The following is a 15,275-nucleotide window of genomic DNA, read 5'->3' on the forward strand; positions in this document are numbered from 1 at the left end:
GTCCTGGGTCCTGGGTCCTGGGTCCTGGGTCCTGGGTCCTGGGTCCTGGGTCCTGGGTCCTGGGTCCTGGGTCCTGGGTCCTGGGTCCTGGGTCCTGGGTCCTACAACGATTCTTTGAAGGTCTGAAGTGGCGTCAAGCTTTTCGCTTTTGCTTTTCCTAGGATCTAGGGCCCGCTCTTCCTAGGACCTTCTTTTCCTAGGCCCTTTTTCCTAGGCCCTGCTTTTAGCTCACCAACTCGTCAACGCGGGTATCGCGATCAACGCATCTTCAAACTGCACCACGACTTGCTGTGGCTCAATGCCGCGTAGCAACACGCCGTCGGCAACGAACTGGCCTTCTTTCGCTTCTCGTCCGTTCACCTTTACCCAACTGCGGCTTTCATCAGACGCATAGATGTGAGTTTGGAAATCCATCTTCGGCAATCGGTCGAACATTTGTGATGAGATATCAGCGATCGAGACGACATTGCTTGCCCCGTCGGTGCGTTCAAGTTTGGCGTCTAGCCCTCGAGTGCGATCGCCGCCTAAGGCATTTTGTACCTTGAGCGCCAACTCAGGGGACAGTGATGAGAGATCTAAATCTTCGAGGTTTAAATCGCCATCAGGGTTACTCGCGCCATTGCCCGATGCGGTAATGGTGGTGACTTCTGTATTGGCCTCTGTCACCGATTTTTGCGCCGAGGTACTGGCATTTTCAGGTGCTTGGCTCGCAGGCTTCGGCGCGGGTTGGGTTGTCGCCACCACCACAGGTTTAGGCGCAGGGAGTGGCGTCAGCGCCAATGCGCTTTCGCTCGTGGTAGACAATACCACAATGTCGCCTTGCGCCAGTGCAGTAGACTCTGATTGCGTCGCTTCAATGCTGTTCGTCAATGCAGGCCCCGGCATGGTGAGTACCGTGTCCAGCACCATCAGGGTAATGGGCCCAGCATAGCCATCAGCATCCAAGCCTTTGCTGCGTTGAAAGTCCCTGACTTTTGCGCGCAAGTTCGGCCCGAAACGATCAGAAGGAACGCCAGTCTCCCCTAGCACCAAGTTCAAACGTTGATCTAGCCAGCGCACACGCTCACTGCGTTGACCGATGGATAACGTCGATGTGTTCGCTTGCGGTGGACGCCAAAGCAATAGTGCATCCCCCGTCCACGCTTGTTTAAAAAACGCTTCGCTCACCATCACGCGTTGATCGCCTGCGAGGAGCTCAAACTGCCCCTCACCCATGCCATACAAAACAGCAAACCAACGTTGCCCAACAGGGCCATTCATGGTCAGAACCGCAGGTCGGTCGATACTGAGCAGCTGGGTTAACGGCAGGGTCGCCTTGTAACAGGCAAGCTCACCGCGCACGTCGCTTGAACAGCCAGCCGCAAGCACATCCGCCTCAAATCCCCACAACCGGTAGAGCGCTTGCATCGCAGAGCCCGCACTCAAACTTTGCTTCGCCAAATCCGCAAACGCCACGGTTTCAACCGTGGCCGGCAAACTTGCAAGGCTTTGCGGCGCGGACGTGTTGGCAGGTGCGATGTTTGATGTGGAAGCTTCTCGCGCAGGCGATTTTTTGATTGCCACATCCACAACGATTGGGGCTGTGGCTGCTTTCACTGTTGGGACAGGTGCACGTTCTGTTTGAACTTGAGGTGCAGTGTTTATATTCGCCACTGTTGGCGCGGGGGATGTGTTGCCATCGAGTCCCCAACGAATCGCCACCGCGAGCAAGGCCGCGCCGCCAATCGCACCAAGGTAAACCGGCCAATAGCGCATGAAACCATGGCGTTCAGCATGGCTCGATACACTCTGCCAATGCAGCACTTCCTTACTGGCTTTGGTGGCAATTTTCGCGGTGATGCGTTGTTTGGAATCTCGGTGCGCCATTTTTAACGACTGGTCACACACGAGGTTAATCAACCTTGGAATACCGCCACTTTCACGGGCAATGACTTTGTACGCGCCCTCATCAAATAAAGGATCGAGGCGATCCGCACAGCTCAGACGGTGCAAAATATACTGACGCACTTCTTGTGCCGTCAGCGGCATCAAGTGATAGCGAGCAGTAATGCGTTGGGCAAGCTGACGCAGGTGCTGCTGACGAAGCATTTCTTGAAGCTCAGGCTGACCAATCAAGATGACTTTAAGTAGCTTACGTTGTGAGGTTTCGATGTTGGTGAGTAAGCGCAATTGCTCCAACACATCCGGCATCAAGTGCTGCGCTTCATCCACCAGCAAAATGGTTTGGATACCTTGCTTGTCGTTATCATGCAATTTTGCAGAAATGGCGTCGTTCAGATGTTTAAAGCCATCTTCACGCGCGTACGCAATCCCGAGTTCATCACACAAGGTCTGCATCAATTCCAGCACGGACACGCTAGGGTTGAGGATCGTCGCCACTTGGCTTTGCTCTGGCATACGCTCAAGCAAGGCTTTCATGGTCGTGGTTTTCCCCGTACCCACTTCCCCTGTCAGCAACGCCAAACCGCCACCATCTTCTATGCCAGAGAGCACATGGCTCAACGCCTCTTTATGGCGTTCGCTAAGGAAATAGAATTTTGGGTTCGGCACAATCGCGAATGGCGACTCTGAAAGCCGGAAAAAGTCTTGATACATGGGAAGTTCTCTACGTCCTCAATGCTGTCCGTTAAGCTCGCCAAAGTAGCGTGACACCTTGTGCATGTAAAGGTGAACACCTCCTATGACCGACTATTCGGGCGCAGGTTCGCACCTTTTACACACATCGCGGCCTGTGTCGAACACAGAACGGGTGGTTTGGTGAATCTGCAGGGTTTATCATGACCTTATTATCGCTTAATAACTGGATAACAATGTGAATACCTTCCTCGTGGGTGGCGCAGTGCGAGATACATTGCTCGGACTCGATGTAAAAGACAGAGATTGGGTCGTTGTCGGCGCTGACATTAAGACCATGCTAAAAGCAGGCTACCAACAAGTTGGGGCGGACTTTCCCGTCTTCTTACACCCCAAAACCCACGAAGAGTATGCACTGGCGCGTACCGAACGAAAATCAGGCCAAGGGTATACCGGTTTTGTGTGCGACTTTGCCCCCGATGTCACCCTTGAGGAAGACTTGCAGCGCCGCGACCTTACCATCAATGCCATCGCCCAAGCTGATGACGGCACTTTGGTTGATCCTTACGGCGGTAAAGCCGACCTCGACAATAAAATCCTGCGCCACGTTTCGCCAGCGTTTGTGGAAGATCCACTGCGCGTGTTGCGCGTGGCACGCTTCGCCGCCCGTTTTCATGAACTGGGTTTTCGCGTCGCTGATGAAACCATAGCACTCATGCGCACCATCGCAGAGAGTGGCGAGTTAGACGCACTCACCCCTGAGCGAGTGTGGATTGAATGGGAGAAATCCCTGTCGACGCCCCGCCCTGATGTTTTCCTGCAAGTGCTGCGTGATTGCGGCGCATTGGCGGTGGTGCTCCCTGAAATCGACGCGCTGTTTGGCGTGCCGCAACCTGAGCAATGGCACCCTGAAATCGACACCGGTATTCACACTTTAATGGTCGCTCGCCAAGCTGCAATGCTTACCGATGACACCTGCATCCGATTTGCCGCGCAAATGCATGACCTCGGCAAAGCCCTCACGCCGAAAGCAGAGTGGCCAAGCCACAAGATGCATACCGCAACGGGCAAAGTGCCTGTTAAGGCCGTGTGTGACCGTGTGCGCGTTCCCAACGCCTACCGCGACGCAGCATTGCTGGTCTGCGCCGAGCACACCAACGTCCATAACGCGGGCGAGCTAAAAGCGTCCACCTACGTCAAAATCTTTGATCGCAATGATGTGTGGCGAAAACCCGAGCGCATCACCCAATTAGCCCTCGCCAGTAAAGCCGATCACCAAGGGCGCACAGGGTTCGAAGATCGTCCATACCCCCAAGCCGATTGGCTACTTGGCGCGTTTAACGCCGCAAACAGCGTGGATGTAAAACCCATCGTGGCTGAGGGTTTTAAAGGCCAAAGCATTCGTGAAGAGTTGACGCGCAGACGGGTAGTGAGTGTTGCGAAGTATTTGGAAGAGGTCAGAAACTAGGTTCTAGTTTCTAGTTTCTAGTTTCTAGTTTCTAGTTTCTAGTTTCTAGTTTCTAGTTTCTAGTTTCTAAAGGACAGATTACCAAAGCCACAAAAAAAGCTGCCATCGGCAGCTTTTCTTTTACCAGGCTCTAGAAACGTTTCTTCCTAGGACCTTCTTTTCCCGCTCTTCCTAACCTGCTTAACGCGTTGCAAGGAACGCCGCCAAGCCAACGCCTAGCAAAATGCGGTAGATAACGAAGGGTTTCATGCCCATGGTCGTGACCAGCTTCAAGAACCAGTGAATACAGATGTAGGCGCTCACGAACGACACAAACACACCCACAAGGATGGGCGACCACATCACGGGCACATCGCTTTTGATCAAGCCAAGGCCAAGGTAGCTACCCGCTAAGACAATGATAGGAATCGACATCAGGAACGAGAAACGCGCAGCGGCTTCACGGGTGTAACCCAAGTAAAGCGCCATGGTCATGGTCGCGCCAGAGCGTGACGTACCCGGGATCATTGCCAGCGCTTGCGACAAGCCAATCAGCAATGCCGATTTTGGCGTGGTCTTGTATTCATCGATTTCGCTCTTCGCATTGTTATCAACCCACCAAAGCAGCAGACCAAACACAATACAGGTCACCGCGATCACCCACGCAGAGCGCAGATACATCTCGATGATGTCTTTCATGAACAAACCGAAGATACAGGCAGGAATGGTCGCCAGTGCAATCATCCACGCCAAGGTTGCATCAGATGAGCGCTCGCCTTTGAAAATAGAACGGAAGAATGCGCCAAGTAACTGTGTCACTTCTTTGCGGAAGTAACCCACCACCGCCAGAAGCGTACCGACGTGTACCGCCACGTCGAAGGCAAGGCCTTGATCTTGCCAACCAAGAATTTCTGACGGAAGAATAAGGTGTGCAGAGCTAGAAACAGGAAGGAATTCCGTCAGCCCCTGAATTAAAGCCAACGCAAAGGCTTCAAACATACTCATAGTTAGTCATCACTTAAAAATTAAAAAAGAAAAGGTTTCTTACACGGAAAAATCAGACACAGGCCAGAGGGGCTGCTCATCAGAGAATGCATTCCATGCTTGCTCGTACGTTTGCGTATCACCAGGAATCACCTGTTCAGGACACAACTCTGCAAGAGGCCAGAGTGTAAAAGCAAACTTATAAACATCCTTACGCGGCAAGGTCGGTCCTTCAGACTGAACACGCTCGCCATACGTCAGCAGATCGATATCTAACGTACGATCGCGAAACTTCACCGCATCACGCTCACGGCCCCAACGCGATTCGATTTCTCGAAGCGCTGCAACAATGCCTTCCAGCGTTAGATCGGTATGAAGTTCAACGACAAGGTTATAAAAGTTAGGGCCTTCAAAACCCACAGGTACAGCTTCAAACACACGAGAACTGCGACAGTGAGGGTCGAGTTCTTTCAGTGCGGCAATCCCTTCAACAATATGGCGTTCGCGTTCGATGTTCGATCCAACACTCACCAATACCTGTGTACCTGCTCTTTGTGTCACCGTGTGCCTCGCTCAATCACCACACCAACAGCGCGAGCTTGTGGCACAGCTCCCGGTTTGCTGACTTTTACACGGATCCAAGAAACAGAAAATTGCTGTTGAATCAGTGCTGCAATTTCTTCTGCAACACGCTCTACTAACAAGAATCGTCCTTGCTCAATATGTTGAATGACGGCGTTGCTCACAGAGGCGTAATCTAGCGCGAAAGCCACGTCATCACTGCTAGCGGCGGGTTTGTTGTCATGACCCATTTCAATATCAAACACGAGCTTTTGTTTGATTTGTTGCTCCCAGTCGTACACACCAATGGTGGTAATGACTTCAAGCTGCTCAATAAATACTAAATCCATGTTCATCTAAATTTTTTCAGAGGTCGGATACCCATTATGCGCAAAAGCACGTAACATCGCTCACAGTCACATAACGAACCACACTATTGATACACAATGATGCCATACAACAGGTAGCATTGTGTTTTGTGCGCGAACTATAGCAAGTTCTCGCCGCCCTAGCGAATGTTCAAGGTTGGATGCTGGAATGACCGCACTTGGAATGCTGATGATTGTTGCCGCTTATCTACTGGGTTCAATATCCAGCGCGGTGTTGATCTGTCGGTTGTATGGGTTACCCGACCCAAGAGACCAAGGTTCAGGCAACCCCGGCGCAACGAATGTCTTTCGATTAGGTGGCCGTTTGGCCGCTGGATTGGTGCTCTTGTGTGACATGCTCAAAGGCACGATCCCTGTCTGGATCGCCTACCTCATCGGTATCAACCCCTTCATGTTGGGATTGATTGGTATCGCCGCCTGTTTAGGCCACATCTACCCGATTTTCTTCCACTTCCGAGGCGGAAAAGGCGTCGCTACCGCGCTAGGTGCCATTGCCCCTATCGGCTTGGATCTCACTGGTGGCTTGCTCCTTACTTGGCTAATCGCCGTGCTCGTCACCGGTTTTTCCTCCGCGGGCGCATTAGCGACCGCATTGATTGCCCCTTTCTTTACCTGGCTCGTAAAACCGCAATTTACCATGCCCGTCGCCATGTTGGCGTGTCTGATCATCTTCAGACATCAAGAAAACATTCGTCGGCTGTTGAATGGGGAAGAGACCAAGATTTGGAATAAGAACAAAAAACAGGGGCGAGATGCGAGAAAGAGCAGACACGAGGAAGAGCAAAGCGAAGAACAGCGTTGAGTGAGAGAAAAACGCAGGCGTCTGCATTTTCTAATGCGTTTTGTTTCTCTTTCTCGAAACTCGCCTTCTCGCGTCTCGAGCCTTAGATAACACAAACAGGATTGGTGAAGCGAAACGCCCCGCCAATCCTCGTTGTTAAATCATCAATCGTCAGATTTAATCGCCATCAACTGGTCAATCGGCCAGCGTGGGAAGCCTTTCACGCCCAAATCGTTATGCTCGCCGTTTTTCAGGCGCTGCATACCTGCGTACGCAATCATCGCACCGTTGTCGGTACAAAACTCCGTGCGTGGGTAATAGACTTCGCCGCCGATGGATTTCATCAGCGCTTCAAGCTTCACACGTAAGTGACGGTTTGCGCTCACGCCACCTGCAATCACAAGGCGCTTCATGTGGCACTGCTTCAACGCACGCTTACATTTGATTGCCAGCGTATCGACCACCGCATCTTCAAACGCACGGGCAATATCAGCACGTGTTTGATCATCCTTGTCATTGGCCGCAATGGTGTTAGCTGTGAAGGTTTTCAGGCCAGAGAAGCTAAAGTCTAAGCCCGGCACCGTGGTCATTGGACGCGGGAAAGTGAAGCGTGAACTGTCGCCTTTCTCTGCCAGTTTCGACAACAGTGGGCCACCTGGGTAATCCAAGCCCATCAGCTTCGCGGTTTTATCAAACGCTTCGCCTGCGGCATCATCAATGGATTCACCGAGGATCTGATACTCACCAATGCCCTTCACTTCGACCAGCAAGGTGTGACCACCTGATACCAATAGCGCGATAAACGGGAACGGAGGCGGTGTCTCTTCCAACATGGGTGCAAGCAAGTGGCCTTCCATGTGGTGAACAGCCACGGCAGGCACGTTCCACGCATACGCAAGGCTTCGACCAATGGTTGCACCCACTAGCAGCGCACCAACCAAGCCAGGGCCCGCTGTGTAAGCCACACCATCAAGATCACTCGGCGTCAAACCCGCTTCTGCTAGCGTCGCTTTAATAAGAGGAATGGTTTTCTTCACATGATCGCGAGATGCCAGCTCCGGTACCACGCCGCCGTAGTCCGCGTGTAGCTTTACTTGGCTATATAGCTGATGCGCTAATAGCCCTTTTTCATCATCATAAATCGCAACGCCGGTCTCGTCGCACGATGTCTCGATGCCCAGAATTCGCATAACACCTCAGCTCTCTTGGATCCCAGATCGATCCGCGATCGATCTGCCAGTTTCAAAAACAGGCGGCAATATTACATGCGCGCGATCAAATTCACCAGTTATGCTTTACAAGCGCCCCTGTATCGGATTAGAATTCCGCACCATTTTTAATCAAAGCTGGTCATTTTGTCTCCAGCGATTACTGAACAACCCCTGAGGTGAAAGGCATATGCCAGTAGTTAAAGTACGTGAAAACGAACCATTCGACGTAGCACTGCGTCGCTTCAAGCGCTCTTGTGAAAAAGCAGGTATTCTTTCTGAAGTTCGCCGTCGTGAGCACTTCGAAAAGCCAACTACCGTTCGCAAACGCGCTAAGGCTGCCGCTGTTAAGCGTCACCTGAAGAAGCTGGCTCGTGAGAACGCACGCCGCGTTCGCCTGTACTAATTACGATTAATACAGGAATTGTGAAATGGAATTGATGAGTCGCATTAAAAGCGAACAAATCGTAGCGATGAAGGCGAAAGATAAACCTCGCCTTAGCACTATTCGCCTGATTATTTCTGCAGTAAGACAACAAGAAATCGACGGTCAGAAAACTCTGAACGACGAGGAAGTGTTGGCAGTTCTAGTCAAAATGGTTAAGCAACGTCGCGATTCCGTTTCTCAATACCAGTCAGCAGGTCGTGATGACCTTGCTGATGTGGAATTGGCTGAAATCTCTGTTTTGGACGAGTTCATGCCACAACCACTCAGCGACGACGAAGTGGATGCAATGGTTAAAGATGCCATTGCAGCCTCTGGTGCGAGCTCCATGCAAGACATGGGCAAAATCATGGCCATCCTGAAACCACAAGTTCAGGGCCGTGCTGACATGGGAAAAATTAGCCAATTGGTTAAAGCTAATCTGGCGTAAATTTTTTCCAACCTGCAAACAAGCCGTGCTATCCAATTGCGGAATGCGCGGCTTGTTCGTATCTTATCGGTAGTAAAATATAACCTTGCGTATGCATGTGTTAGCATTACCCGACTCGCCCAAACTCATCAACTAAACAACAGGTTATGGCAGGAAAAATCCCACGTGCTTTCATTGACGATCTACTCGCCCGACTGGACATAGTCGAGCTAATAGACGCACGTGTGAAACTCAAAAAGCAAGGCAAGAACTACGGTGCCTGCTGCCCTTTCCATAACGAAAAAACACCGTCTTTTTCCGTCAGCCAAGAAAAACAGTTCTATCATTGTTTTGGTTGTGGCGTGCACGGCAATGCCATCGACTTCATCATGGAGTTCGATCGTCTAGAGTTCGTTGAAGCCATTGAAGAGCTCGCCTCTCAACTTGGCCTTGAAGTACCTCGAGAAAACGACAACGGCGCGCCGAAAGGCCCGTACGCACGTAGCGATCAGAAACGCGACCTTTACCAAATGATGGGGCAAATTGCCCAGTTCTATCAAAGCAGCCTGCGCACAGAAGCAGGACATGTCGCGATCGACTATCTAAAAGGCCGTGGACTGTCTGGCGAAATCGTACAAAAGTTTGGTGTTGGCTTTGTTGCCGATGAGTGGGATCAAGTTCGAACCCGTTTTGGTCGAGATAACGAGAGCCAGAAAGCACTGGTCTCAACCGGCATGTTGATTGAAAACGACAATGGCCGACGTTATGACCGATTCCGTGGACGTGTCATGTTTCCCATCAGGGACAGACGCGGTCGCGTGATTGGCTTTGGTGGTCGCGTGTTAGACGACGGCACACCCAAATACCTCAACTCGCCAGAAACGCCTATATTCCATAAAGGGCGCGAGCTATACGGGCTTTACGAAGCGCTACAAGCGCACCGTGAACCCAAACAGCTCATGGTCGTTGAAGGCTATATGGATGTGGTCGCACTGGCGCAGTTTGGTGTGGATTACGCCGTTGCCTCCTTGGGCACAGCCACCACCGCCGAACACATGCAGACCCTGTTCCGTCAAACCTCCAACGTCATCTGTTGTTATGACGGAGACCGCGCAGGACGCGAAGCCGCATGGCGAGCCATGGAGCAAGCCCTGCCGCACCTGACTGACGGACGCCAACTCAAGTTCATGTTCTTGCCTGATGGCGAAGACCCAGACTCCATGGTCCGAAAAATAGGAAAAGACGCCTTTGAAGCCGATCTTGCCGCAGCAATGTCGCTTTCAGAGTTTTTGTTTTCTACGCTTATGGAGCAGGTTGATAGCAGCAGCCAAGAAGGCAAAGCGAAATTAACCACGCTCGCCGTACCATTGATAGACAAAGTGCCCGGTGGCACATTAAGACTCTATCTCCGTAATATGCTTGGACAAAAGCTCGGATTGCCTGACGAACAGCAACTTGAAAAGCTGATCAGTCAACAAGGCAAAACACAGGCTCGCAAGCCATTACCCGAGATGAAGCGCACGCCAATGCGTGAGGTAATTACCCTATTATTGCAAAACCCAGGCTTTGCAGAATCGCTTCCCCCGCTAGGCGGAATGGATGATCTCAACATCCCAGGTCTTAAATTATTTACGACCATGCTTGAACTCTGCTTGCAGCGTCCCAATATTACAACAGGACAGCTGCTCGAATTCTGGCGCGGCACCGATCAAGAAGCATTGTTAGCCAAGTTGGCCAGTTGGGAACTCCCCATCACCGAGCACAATGCGTTAGATGTATTTTTAGACTCACTGGACAAGATTCTTGCGCAGTGTGTCTCACAGCAAATAGACAAGTTACAAGCAAAAGACCGAAGCGTCGGCTTATCAGCCGAAGAACAGCGGGAATTGTGGCTATTAATCCAAAGCCGTCCCGACTAGAAAGTAGTCAGCACTATTGTAATTTGCTAGAATTGGAAGTTTGCGCTCCCGCATACTAAATTCTTCACTCAGACCCGAAGTTGGATATCGTCTATGGATCAAAATCCGCAGTCACAGCTAAAGTTGCTTGTCGCAAAAGGTAAGGAGCAAGGCTATCTAACCTATGCAGAAGTTAATGACCACCTACCAGAAGACATTGTCGACTCCGATCAGATAGAAGATATTATTCAGATGATCAACGACATGGGTATTCAGGTAGTGGAAACCGCTCCTGATGCCGATGAGCTGATGATGTCTGAAACTGTTGCCGACGAAGATGCCGTCGAAGCCGCAGCTGCAGCACTATCAAGCGTTGAATCTGAAATAGGCCGTACAACAGACCCAGTGCGCATGTACATGCGTGAAATGGGTACCGTTGAACTGCTTACTCGTGAAGGCGAAATCGACATCGCCAAGCGCATCGAAGACGGTATTAACCAAGTACAGGTTTCTGTCGCCGAGTTCCCAGGCTCAATCAGCTACTTGCTCGACCAATTTGACAAGGTTGAAGCAGAAGAACTCCGTCTAACCGACATCATTTCAGGCTTTGTTGACCCAAGCCAAGAAGACATCGCACCAACCGCAACACACATTGGTTCAGAACTGAGCCAAGAAGAGTTGGACGATGAAGATGACAATGATGACGAAGACGACGAGGAAGAAGAAGACACGGGCATCGACCCGGAGCTTGCTCGTGAAAAGTTCAACGAACTTCGTGTTTCGTACGAGAACATGCAAGCCGCGATTCAGAAAAACGGCCGCTTCCACGCAGACACTGCAGACTCAGTTGCAGAATTGTCTGAAACGTTTAAGCAATTCCGTCTGATCCCGAAGCAGTTTGATCGCCTCGTTAACGAAATGCGCAACACCATGGATCGCGTACGCACGCAAGAGCGTCTTGTTATGCGCCTGTGTGTTGACCAAGCAAAAATGCCGAAGAAAACCTTCGTGCAATTCTTTGCTGGCAACGAATCTTCAGACGGTTGGCTAGACCAAGCATTGGCATCAGATAAGCCATATGCAGACCGCCTGAAGCAATACGAAGAAGATCTTCGTCGTTGCGTACAAAAACTGAAAATCATCGAAGACGAAACCGGCCTGAACGTTGAGCGTATCAAAGACATCAGCCGCCGTATGTCTATCGGTGAAGCAAAAGCACGCCGTGCGAAGAAAGAGATGGTAGAAGCAAACTTGCGTCTGGTTATCTCTATCGCGAAGAAGTACACCAACCGTGGCCTACAATTCCTGGATCTGATCCAAGAAGGTAACATCGGTCTAATGAAAGCGGTCGACAAGTTCGAATACCGCCGTGGTTACAAATTCTCGACGTACGCAACGTGGTGGATCCGTCAGGCAATCACACGTTCAATCGCTGACCAGGCACGTACCATTCGTATCCCTGTTCACATGATTGAAACCATCAACAAACTGAACCGTATCTCTCGTCAGATGCTTCAGGAGATGGGTCGTGAGCCACTGCCAGAAGAACTGGCAGAGCGCATGCAGATGCCAGAAGACAAAATCCGTAAGGTACTGAAGATCGCCAAAGAGCCAATCTCCATGGAAACACCAATCGGTGATGATGAAGATTCGCATCTGGGTGACTTTATCGAGGATACTACCCTCGAGCTACCAATGGATTCAGCAACCATGAACAACCTACGCATGGCAACCAGCGAAGTACTAGCTGGCCTAACGCCACGTGAAGCAAAAGTTCTGCGTATGCGCTTTGGTATCGACATGAACACCGACCACACGTTGGAAGAAGTGGGCAAACAGTTCGACGTAACGCGTGAGCGTATCCGTCAGATTGAAGCGAAGGCACTGCGTAAGCTGCGCCATCCAAGCCGCTCAGAAGTGCTTCGTAGCTTCCTAGACGAATAATTCGTCTGGTTCGAACGTAAAAAATGAGAAGGCGAGCACAGCTCGCCTTTTTCATATCCAAGAATCGGTTTAAGTGGCTAAAATCCATACTGATTAGGGCATGGTTGCGGCTAGACACCCTATTCACGTTCCCCTATAATCAACCGCCTACACGGCCCCTTAGCTCAGTGGTTAGAGCACTCGACTCATAATCGATTGGTCCCCAGTTCAAGTCTGGGAGGGGCCACCATATACAGCAAGGCCTGAGGGGTTAGTAACCACTCAGGCCTTTCGCGTTTTTTAGCTCTGTGTAGCACCTGTGTAGCAGATTTTTGCTATAACAGACGCTCGTTATAGCAGTTCTCAAGTAACACCTTCACCGTTTCACTTCTTTCTAAAAAGCTATCATCGAATACTTAACACGATTGTGTACCAAGCCACCGCTAGATGTGATTCATTAGCTGAACACTGGTATGAGCGGTATACATACCAAAGCGAAAACCACCTATTCACGTGATAATTCATGCTCCTATACAGGCCAGATAATCCTCCTATCCCCTAACCTCCAGTAGACATCTATTCTTCAAGCTATTGACGCCATATCCCTGATTAAAACAGCATATGGCCAAAGTGAATGTTTCATACAGCCAATTTAAAACCAAGTTGCTTCAAATTCAGTATGTTACCAAAGACATCTAACCACAACTGTTGATCCTGTATATACAATCTGTATATACTATGCACCCATCGTCTGTATATACAGGTTGATTTTTTAATATGGCAATAACTATAATTGAGCCAAGGAATAGATGAGCCTAGTAATTTCACCAAGTGTTCGCAAAAAGTTGGCGACAAGGCACCATGTTACCGAAGAAGAGATTTTGGAGTGCTTTGCAAACCGAGAAGCTGGTTTTCTCCTAGATATGCGAGAAAATCACCAGAGCGATCCTCCTACACAATGGTTTGTTGCAGAAACAGATCGAGGGAGGAAGTTAAAAGTGGCTTTTATCAATAGCCCTGACAAAGGCATAATCATAAGAACCTGTTATGAAGCCAACCCTGACGAAATTCGTATTTATAATAATTTCGCATAAATAAAAGAGCTATGAGTTTGTTTTCATAGTTCTAAAGTGAGCACTGACTCACGGTGTAACGGAGACATATCAATGAGCACAGAATCTAAAAAGATCGATAGCACCATTGAAGCATGGGAAAATGGCCAACTAGGTCGTGACGAAGCCTATGTAGAAAAAGCAAAGTTAGATGACTTTAATCTAGATGAAAGCTTAGCTTTACAGATGATCTCAATCAGGCTTCAAAAAAGTCTGCTTGAAGATTTAAAAAACATCTCACAAATCAGAGGCATTGGTTATCAGCCACTAATCAAACAAGTTTTGAAGAGATTTGTTGATGCCGAAGTTAAAATGATCCTACGCGAGAAAGCTGCAGAAGAGCTAAAGCAACAGGAACAGGAATCTGCTAACCAAGAACGCATAGCAGCTTGTGGTTAGAGATAAGCTAACAACTATTGTGAAAACACCCTTTCGAGGGTGTTTTTTTTTGCATTGGATCAATCGATAACACATCGTTCCAATTTGAATTTTTAAAAAATACAGTTATTCACAGAACTCCAAGTAAAAGCACATTTGCCACTAGGACAAATGCCACTCGTTGACGCGGGTGATGATGGTTTTGCCACCTGCTGATATGCCTTTGAGTACCTTTAAAAGCTCCTCGTCGCTGTACATGGAGCTTTTTACCTCTCCCGTCGCGTAATCCACACTCAGTTCGTAATGTGGCGCTATGGCTTGTTCTGTGCGCTTACAGAACACACCGAGCGTTGAGCTAATAGGTTAACTGTGGTCTGAAAGCGAACCAACAGCCTTTGCATTGAGCAACGCACAGTGTGTGAGCTTGCCTTCCTCAACCGTATTGAGCAGGTCACCTTTGGTTGGGGTGGTGGTATTTGTAAATTCTTCTAAGCGGTAAAAGCGTCTTTTTTGCATCCTTGCCTTATTCCTAGCCTTTAGGTTTGTAATTCGAACAAGCCAAACCTTTAGGTTTACGGCTCAGTTAGAAGCCTAGTGTTTATGCGACTTCGTCGGTTAACTGACCGAACATTGTTGATTGGAGGTTTCAGTTGGCCACAAACCGAAGATTTTGACCTTTAGGTTTGAGAATAGTGTCATATCCATATGCGGTTTCAACATCCAACTCAATCCCGTTCAATGCATCATTTTGCTATGTTGTTAGGCGTATAACCAACGGCAAACGATCTGCCTCTTACTATCGAAACGTTACAAGTACCTACAAGAAACTTAACAAATCGTAGGTAGCCCAGAGAAACAACCTTATTGGGGGCACGCTGACTTGCCAAATTCAATTGGAAGCCAGTTTTCACAAGGTTTGGTTGGTTAATTGGACGAGTAAATCTTACTGAAGATTTATCACAATCTAAAAATCAATCTGCTGATCCAATAGATAAACACTCGAAATTAGCAACATTAGACTGTATGCCTTGGCAAGCTAACTAGTCACCAATACATTTCAATTTACTCAAAACACCTTGCTGTAAGCTCCCCGAAAAACGCATTCAACGGCGACTGTCGATAAACCCACATAAATAGAATTGTTTCTTTTCAACAGGCTTCATATG

Annotated in this window: 13 protein-coding genes, 1 tRNA gene and 1 pseudogene; 9 read left to right on the forward strand and 6 right to left on the reverse strand. The window is 49.4% G+C overall.

The features are described 5' to 3' along the window. Positions 1 to 228 precede the first annotated feature (228 nt). Complete coding sequence (locus tag EQP46_RS15650; RefSeq protein ID WP_129494541.1) at positions 229 to 2,595, reverse strand: AAA family ATPase; 2,367 nt, start codon at positions 2,593 to 2,595, stop codon at positions 229 to 231. 217 nt (positions 2,596 to 2,812) lie between these two features. Between EQP46_RS15650 and EQP46_RS15655 the strand changes: the two genes are divergently transcribed. After that, positions 2,813 to 4,042 carry a multifunctional CCA addition/repair protein gene (locus EQP46_RS15655; protein WP_129494542.1) on the forward strand — a complete coding sequence of 410 codons (1,230 nt, stop codon included), beginning with the start codon at positions 2,813 to 2,815 and terminating at the stop codon, positions 4,040 to 4,042. Positions 4,043 to 4,222: 180 nt separating this feature from the next. Here EQP46_RS15655 and EQP46_RS15660 read toward each other — a convergent pair whose 3' ends face one another. From EQP46_RS15660 to folB, 3 genes are read right to left on the reverse strand one after another with little or no spacing between them, the layout of a single operon-like run. After that, a complete protein-coding gene (locus EQP46_RS15660; RefSeq protein WP_129494543.1) occupies positions 4,223 to 5,026 on the reverse strand; it encodes an undecaprenyl-diphosphate phosphatase in 804 nt (267 codons plus the stop codon). Positions 5,027 to 5,065: 39 nt separating this feature from the next. Further along, entirely contained in the window at positions 5,066 to 5,566 is a 501-nt protein-coding gene (gene folK, locus EQP46_RS15665; protein WP_129494544.1) for a 2-amino-4-hydroxy-6-hydroxymethyldihydropteridine diphosphokinase, read from the reverse strand. After that, the gene (gene folB, locus EQP46_RS15670) at positions 5,563 to 5,922 is read right to left on the reverse strand and encodes a bifunctional dihydroneopterin aldolase/7,8-dihydroneopterin epimerase (protein ID WP_129494545.1); all 360 of its coding nucleotides are present in this window, start codon (positions 5,920 to 5,922) and stop codon (positions 5,563 to 5,565) included. Before folB ends, folK begins: the two co-directional genes overlap by 4 nt. A 181-nt stretch (positions 5,923 to 6,103) precedes the next feature. Between folB and plsY the strand changes: the two genes are divergently transcribed. Beyond that, positions 6,104 to 6,757: a glycerol-3-phosphate 1-O-acyltransferase PlsY gene (gene plsY, locus EQP46_RS15675; RefSeq protein WP_129494546.1), complete on the forward strand. Its 654-nt coding sequence runs from the start codon at positions 6,104 to 6,106 to the stop codon at positions 6,755 to 6,757. A gap of 143 nt (positions 6,758 to 6,900) precedes the next feature. Here the strand turns inward: plsY and tsaD are convergent, their stop codons facing one another. Further along, on the reverse strand, positions 6,901 to 7,926 hold the full coding sequence (gene tsaD / locus EQP46_RS15680) for a tRNA (adenosine(37)-N6)-threonylcarbamoyltransferase complex transferase subunit TsaD (RefSeq protein ID WP_129494547.1): 1,026 nt from the start codon (positions 7,924 to 7,926) through the stop codon (positions 6,901 to 6,903). Positions 7,927 to 8,134: 208 nt separating this feature from the next. Here tsaD and rpsU point away from each other — a divergent pair, with 208 nt between their 5' ends. The 7 genes and pseudogenes from rpsU (at position 8,135) to EQP46_RS15715 (ending at position 14,130) form a co-directional block, all read left to right on the forward strand. Further along, on the forward strand, positions 8,135 to 8,350 hold the full coding sequence (gene rpsU, locus EQP46_RS15685) for a 30S ribosomal protein S21 (protein ID WP_002537656.1): 216 nt from the start codon (positions 8,135 to 8,137) through the stop codon (positions 8,348 to 8,350). A 25-nt stretch (positions 8,351 to 8,375) separates the two neighbouring features. Continuing rightward, on the forward strand, positions 8,376 to 8,819 hold the full coding sequence (locus tag EQP46_RS15690; protein ID WP_129494548.1) for a GatB/YqeY domain-containing protein: 444 nt from the start codon (positions 8,376 to 8,378) through the stop codon (positions 8,817 to 8,819). Positions 8,820 to 8,965: 146 nt separating this feature from the next. Further along, positions 8,966 to 10,717, forward strand: coding sequence for a DNA primase (dnaG, locus tag EQP46_RS15695; RefSeq protein WP_129494549.1), 1,752 nt, complete (start codon positions 8,966 to 8,968; stop codon positions 10,715 to 10,717). Positions 10,718 to 10,798: 81 nt separating this feature from the next. Further along, a pseudogene (gene rpoD / locus EQP46_RS15700) lies at positions 10,799 to 12,640 on the forward strand (RNA polymerase sigma factor RpoD); the annotation flags it as partial. Positions 12,641 to 12,793: 153 nt separating this feature from the next. After that, positions 12,794 to 12,869 (forward strand) — tRNA-Ile (locus EQP46_RS15705). 559 nt (positions 12,870 to 13,428) lie between these two features. After that, positions 13,429 to 13,713, forward strand: coding sequence for an ADP-ribosyl-(dinitrogen reductase) hydrolase (locus EQP46_RS15710; protein ID WP_129494551.1), 285 nt, complete (start codon positions 13,429 to 13,431; stop codon positions 13,711 to 13,713). Between the two features lie 72 nt (positions 13,714 to 13,785). Next, positions 13,786 to 14,130, forward strand: a complete 345-nt coding sequence (locus EQP46_RS15715) for a CopG family antitoxin (protein WP_129494552.1) — start codon at positions 13,786 to 13,788, stop codon at positions 14,128 to 14,130. Between the two features lie 342 nt (positions 14,131 to 14,472). Here EQP46_RS15715 and EQP46_RS24250 read toward each other — a convergent pair whose 3' ends face one another. Then, a complete protein-coding gene (locus EQP46_RS24250; protein WP_167482774.1) occupies positions 14,473 to 14,625 on the reverse strand; it encodes a hypothetical protein in 153 nt (50 codons plus the stop codon). Positions 14,626 to 15,275: the final 650 nt, after the last annotated feature.

The organism is Enterovibrio baiacu (assembly GCF_004120195.1).
GTDB classification, from domain to species: domain Bacteria; phylum Pseudomonadota; class Gammaproteobacteria; order Enterobacterales; family Vibrionaceae; genus Enterovibrio; species Enterovibrio baiacui.

Excerpts from the sequence above, each read along its gene's own strand:
- plsY (WP_129494546.1), top strand. The coding sequence starts at position 6,104 with ATGACCGCACTTGGAATGCTGATGATTGTTGCCGCTTATCTACTGGGT.
- dnaG (WP_129494549.1), top strand. The coding sequence starts at position 8,966 with ATGGCAGGAAAAATCCCACGTGCTTTCATTGACGATCTACTCGCCCGA.
- EQP46_RS15710 (WP_129494551.1), top strand. The coding sequence starts at position 13,429 with ATGAGCCTAGTAATTTCACCAAGTGTTCGCAAAAAGTTGGCGACAAGG.
- EQP46_RS15660 (WP_129494543.1), bottom strand. The coding sequence starts at position 5,026 with ATGAGTATGTTTGAAGCCTTTGCGTTGGCTTTAATTCAGGGGCTGACG.
- EQP46_RS15650 (WP_129494541.1), bottom strand. The coding sequence starts at position 2,595 with ATGTATCAAGACTTTTTCCGGCTTTCAGAGTCGCCATTCGCGATTGTG.
- EQP46_RS15690 (WP_129494548.1), top strand. The coding sequence starts at position 8,376 with ATGGAATTGATGAGTCGCATTAAAAGCGAACAAATCGTAGCGATGAAG.
- folB (WP_129494545.1), bottom strand. The coding sequence starts at position 5,922 with ATGAACATGGATTTAGTATTTATTGAGCAGCTTGAAGTCATTACCACC.
- rpsU (WP_002537656.1), top strand. The coding sequence starts at position 8,135 with ATGCCAGTAGTTAAAGTACGTGAAAACGAACCATTCGACGTAGCACTG.
- tsaD (WP_129494547.1), bottom strand. The coding sequence starts at position 7,926 with ATGCGAATTCTGGGCATCGAGACATCGTGCGACGAGACCGGCGTTGCG.
- EQP46_RS15715 (WP_129494552.1), top strand. The coding sequence starts at position 13,786 with ATGAGCACAGAATCTAAAAAGATCGATAGCACCATTGAAGCATGGGAA.
- EQP46_RS24250 (WP_167482774.1), bottom strand. The coding sequence starts at position 14,625 with ATGCAAAAAAGACGCTTTTACCGCTTAGAAGAATTTACAAATACCACC.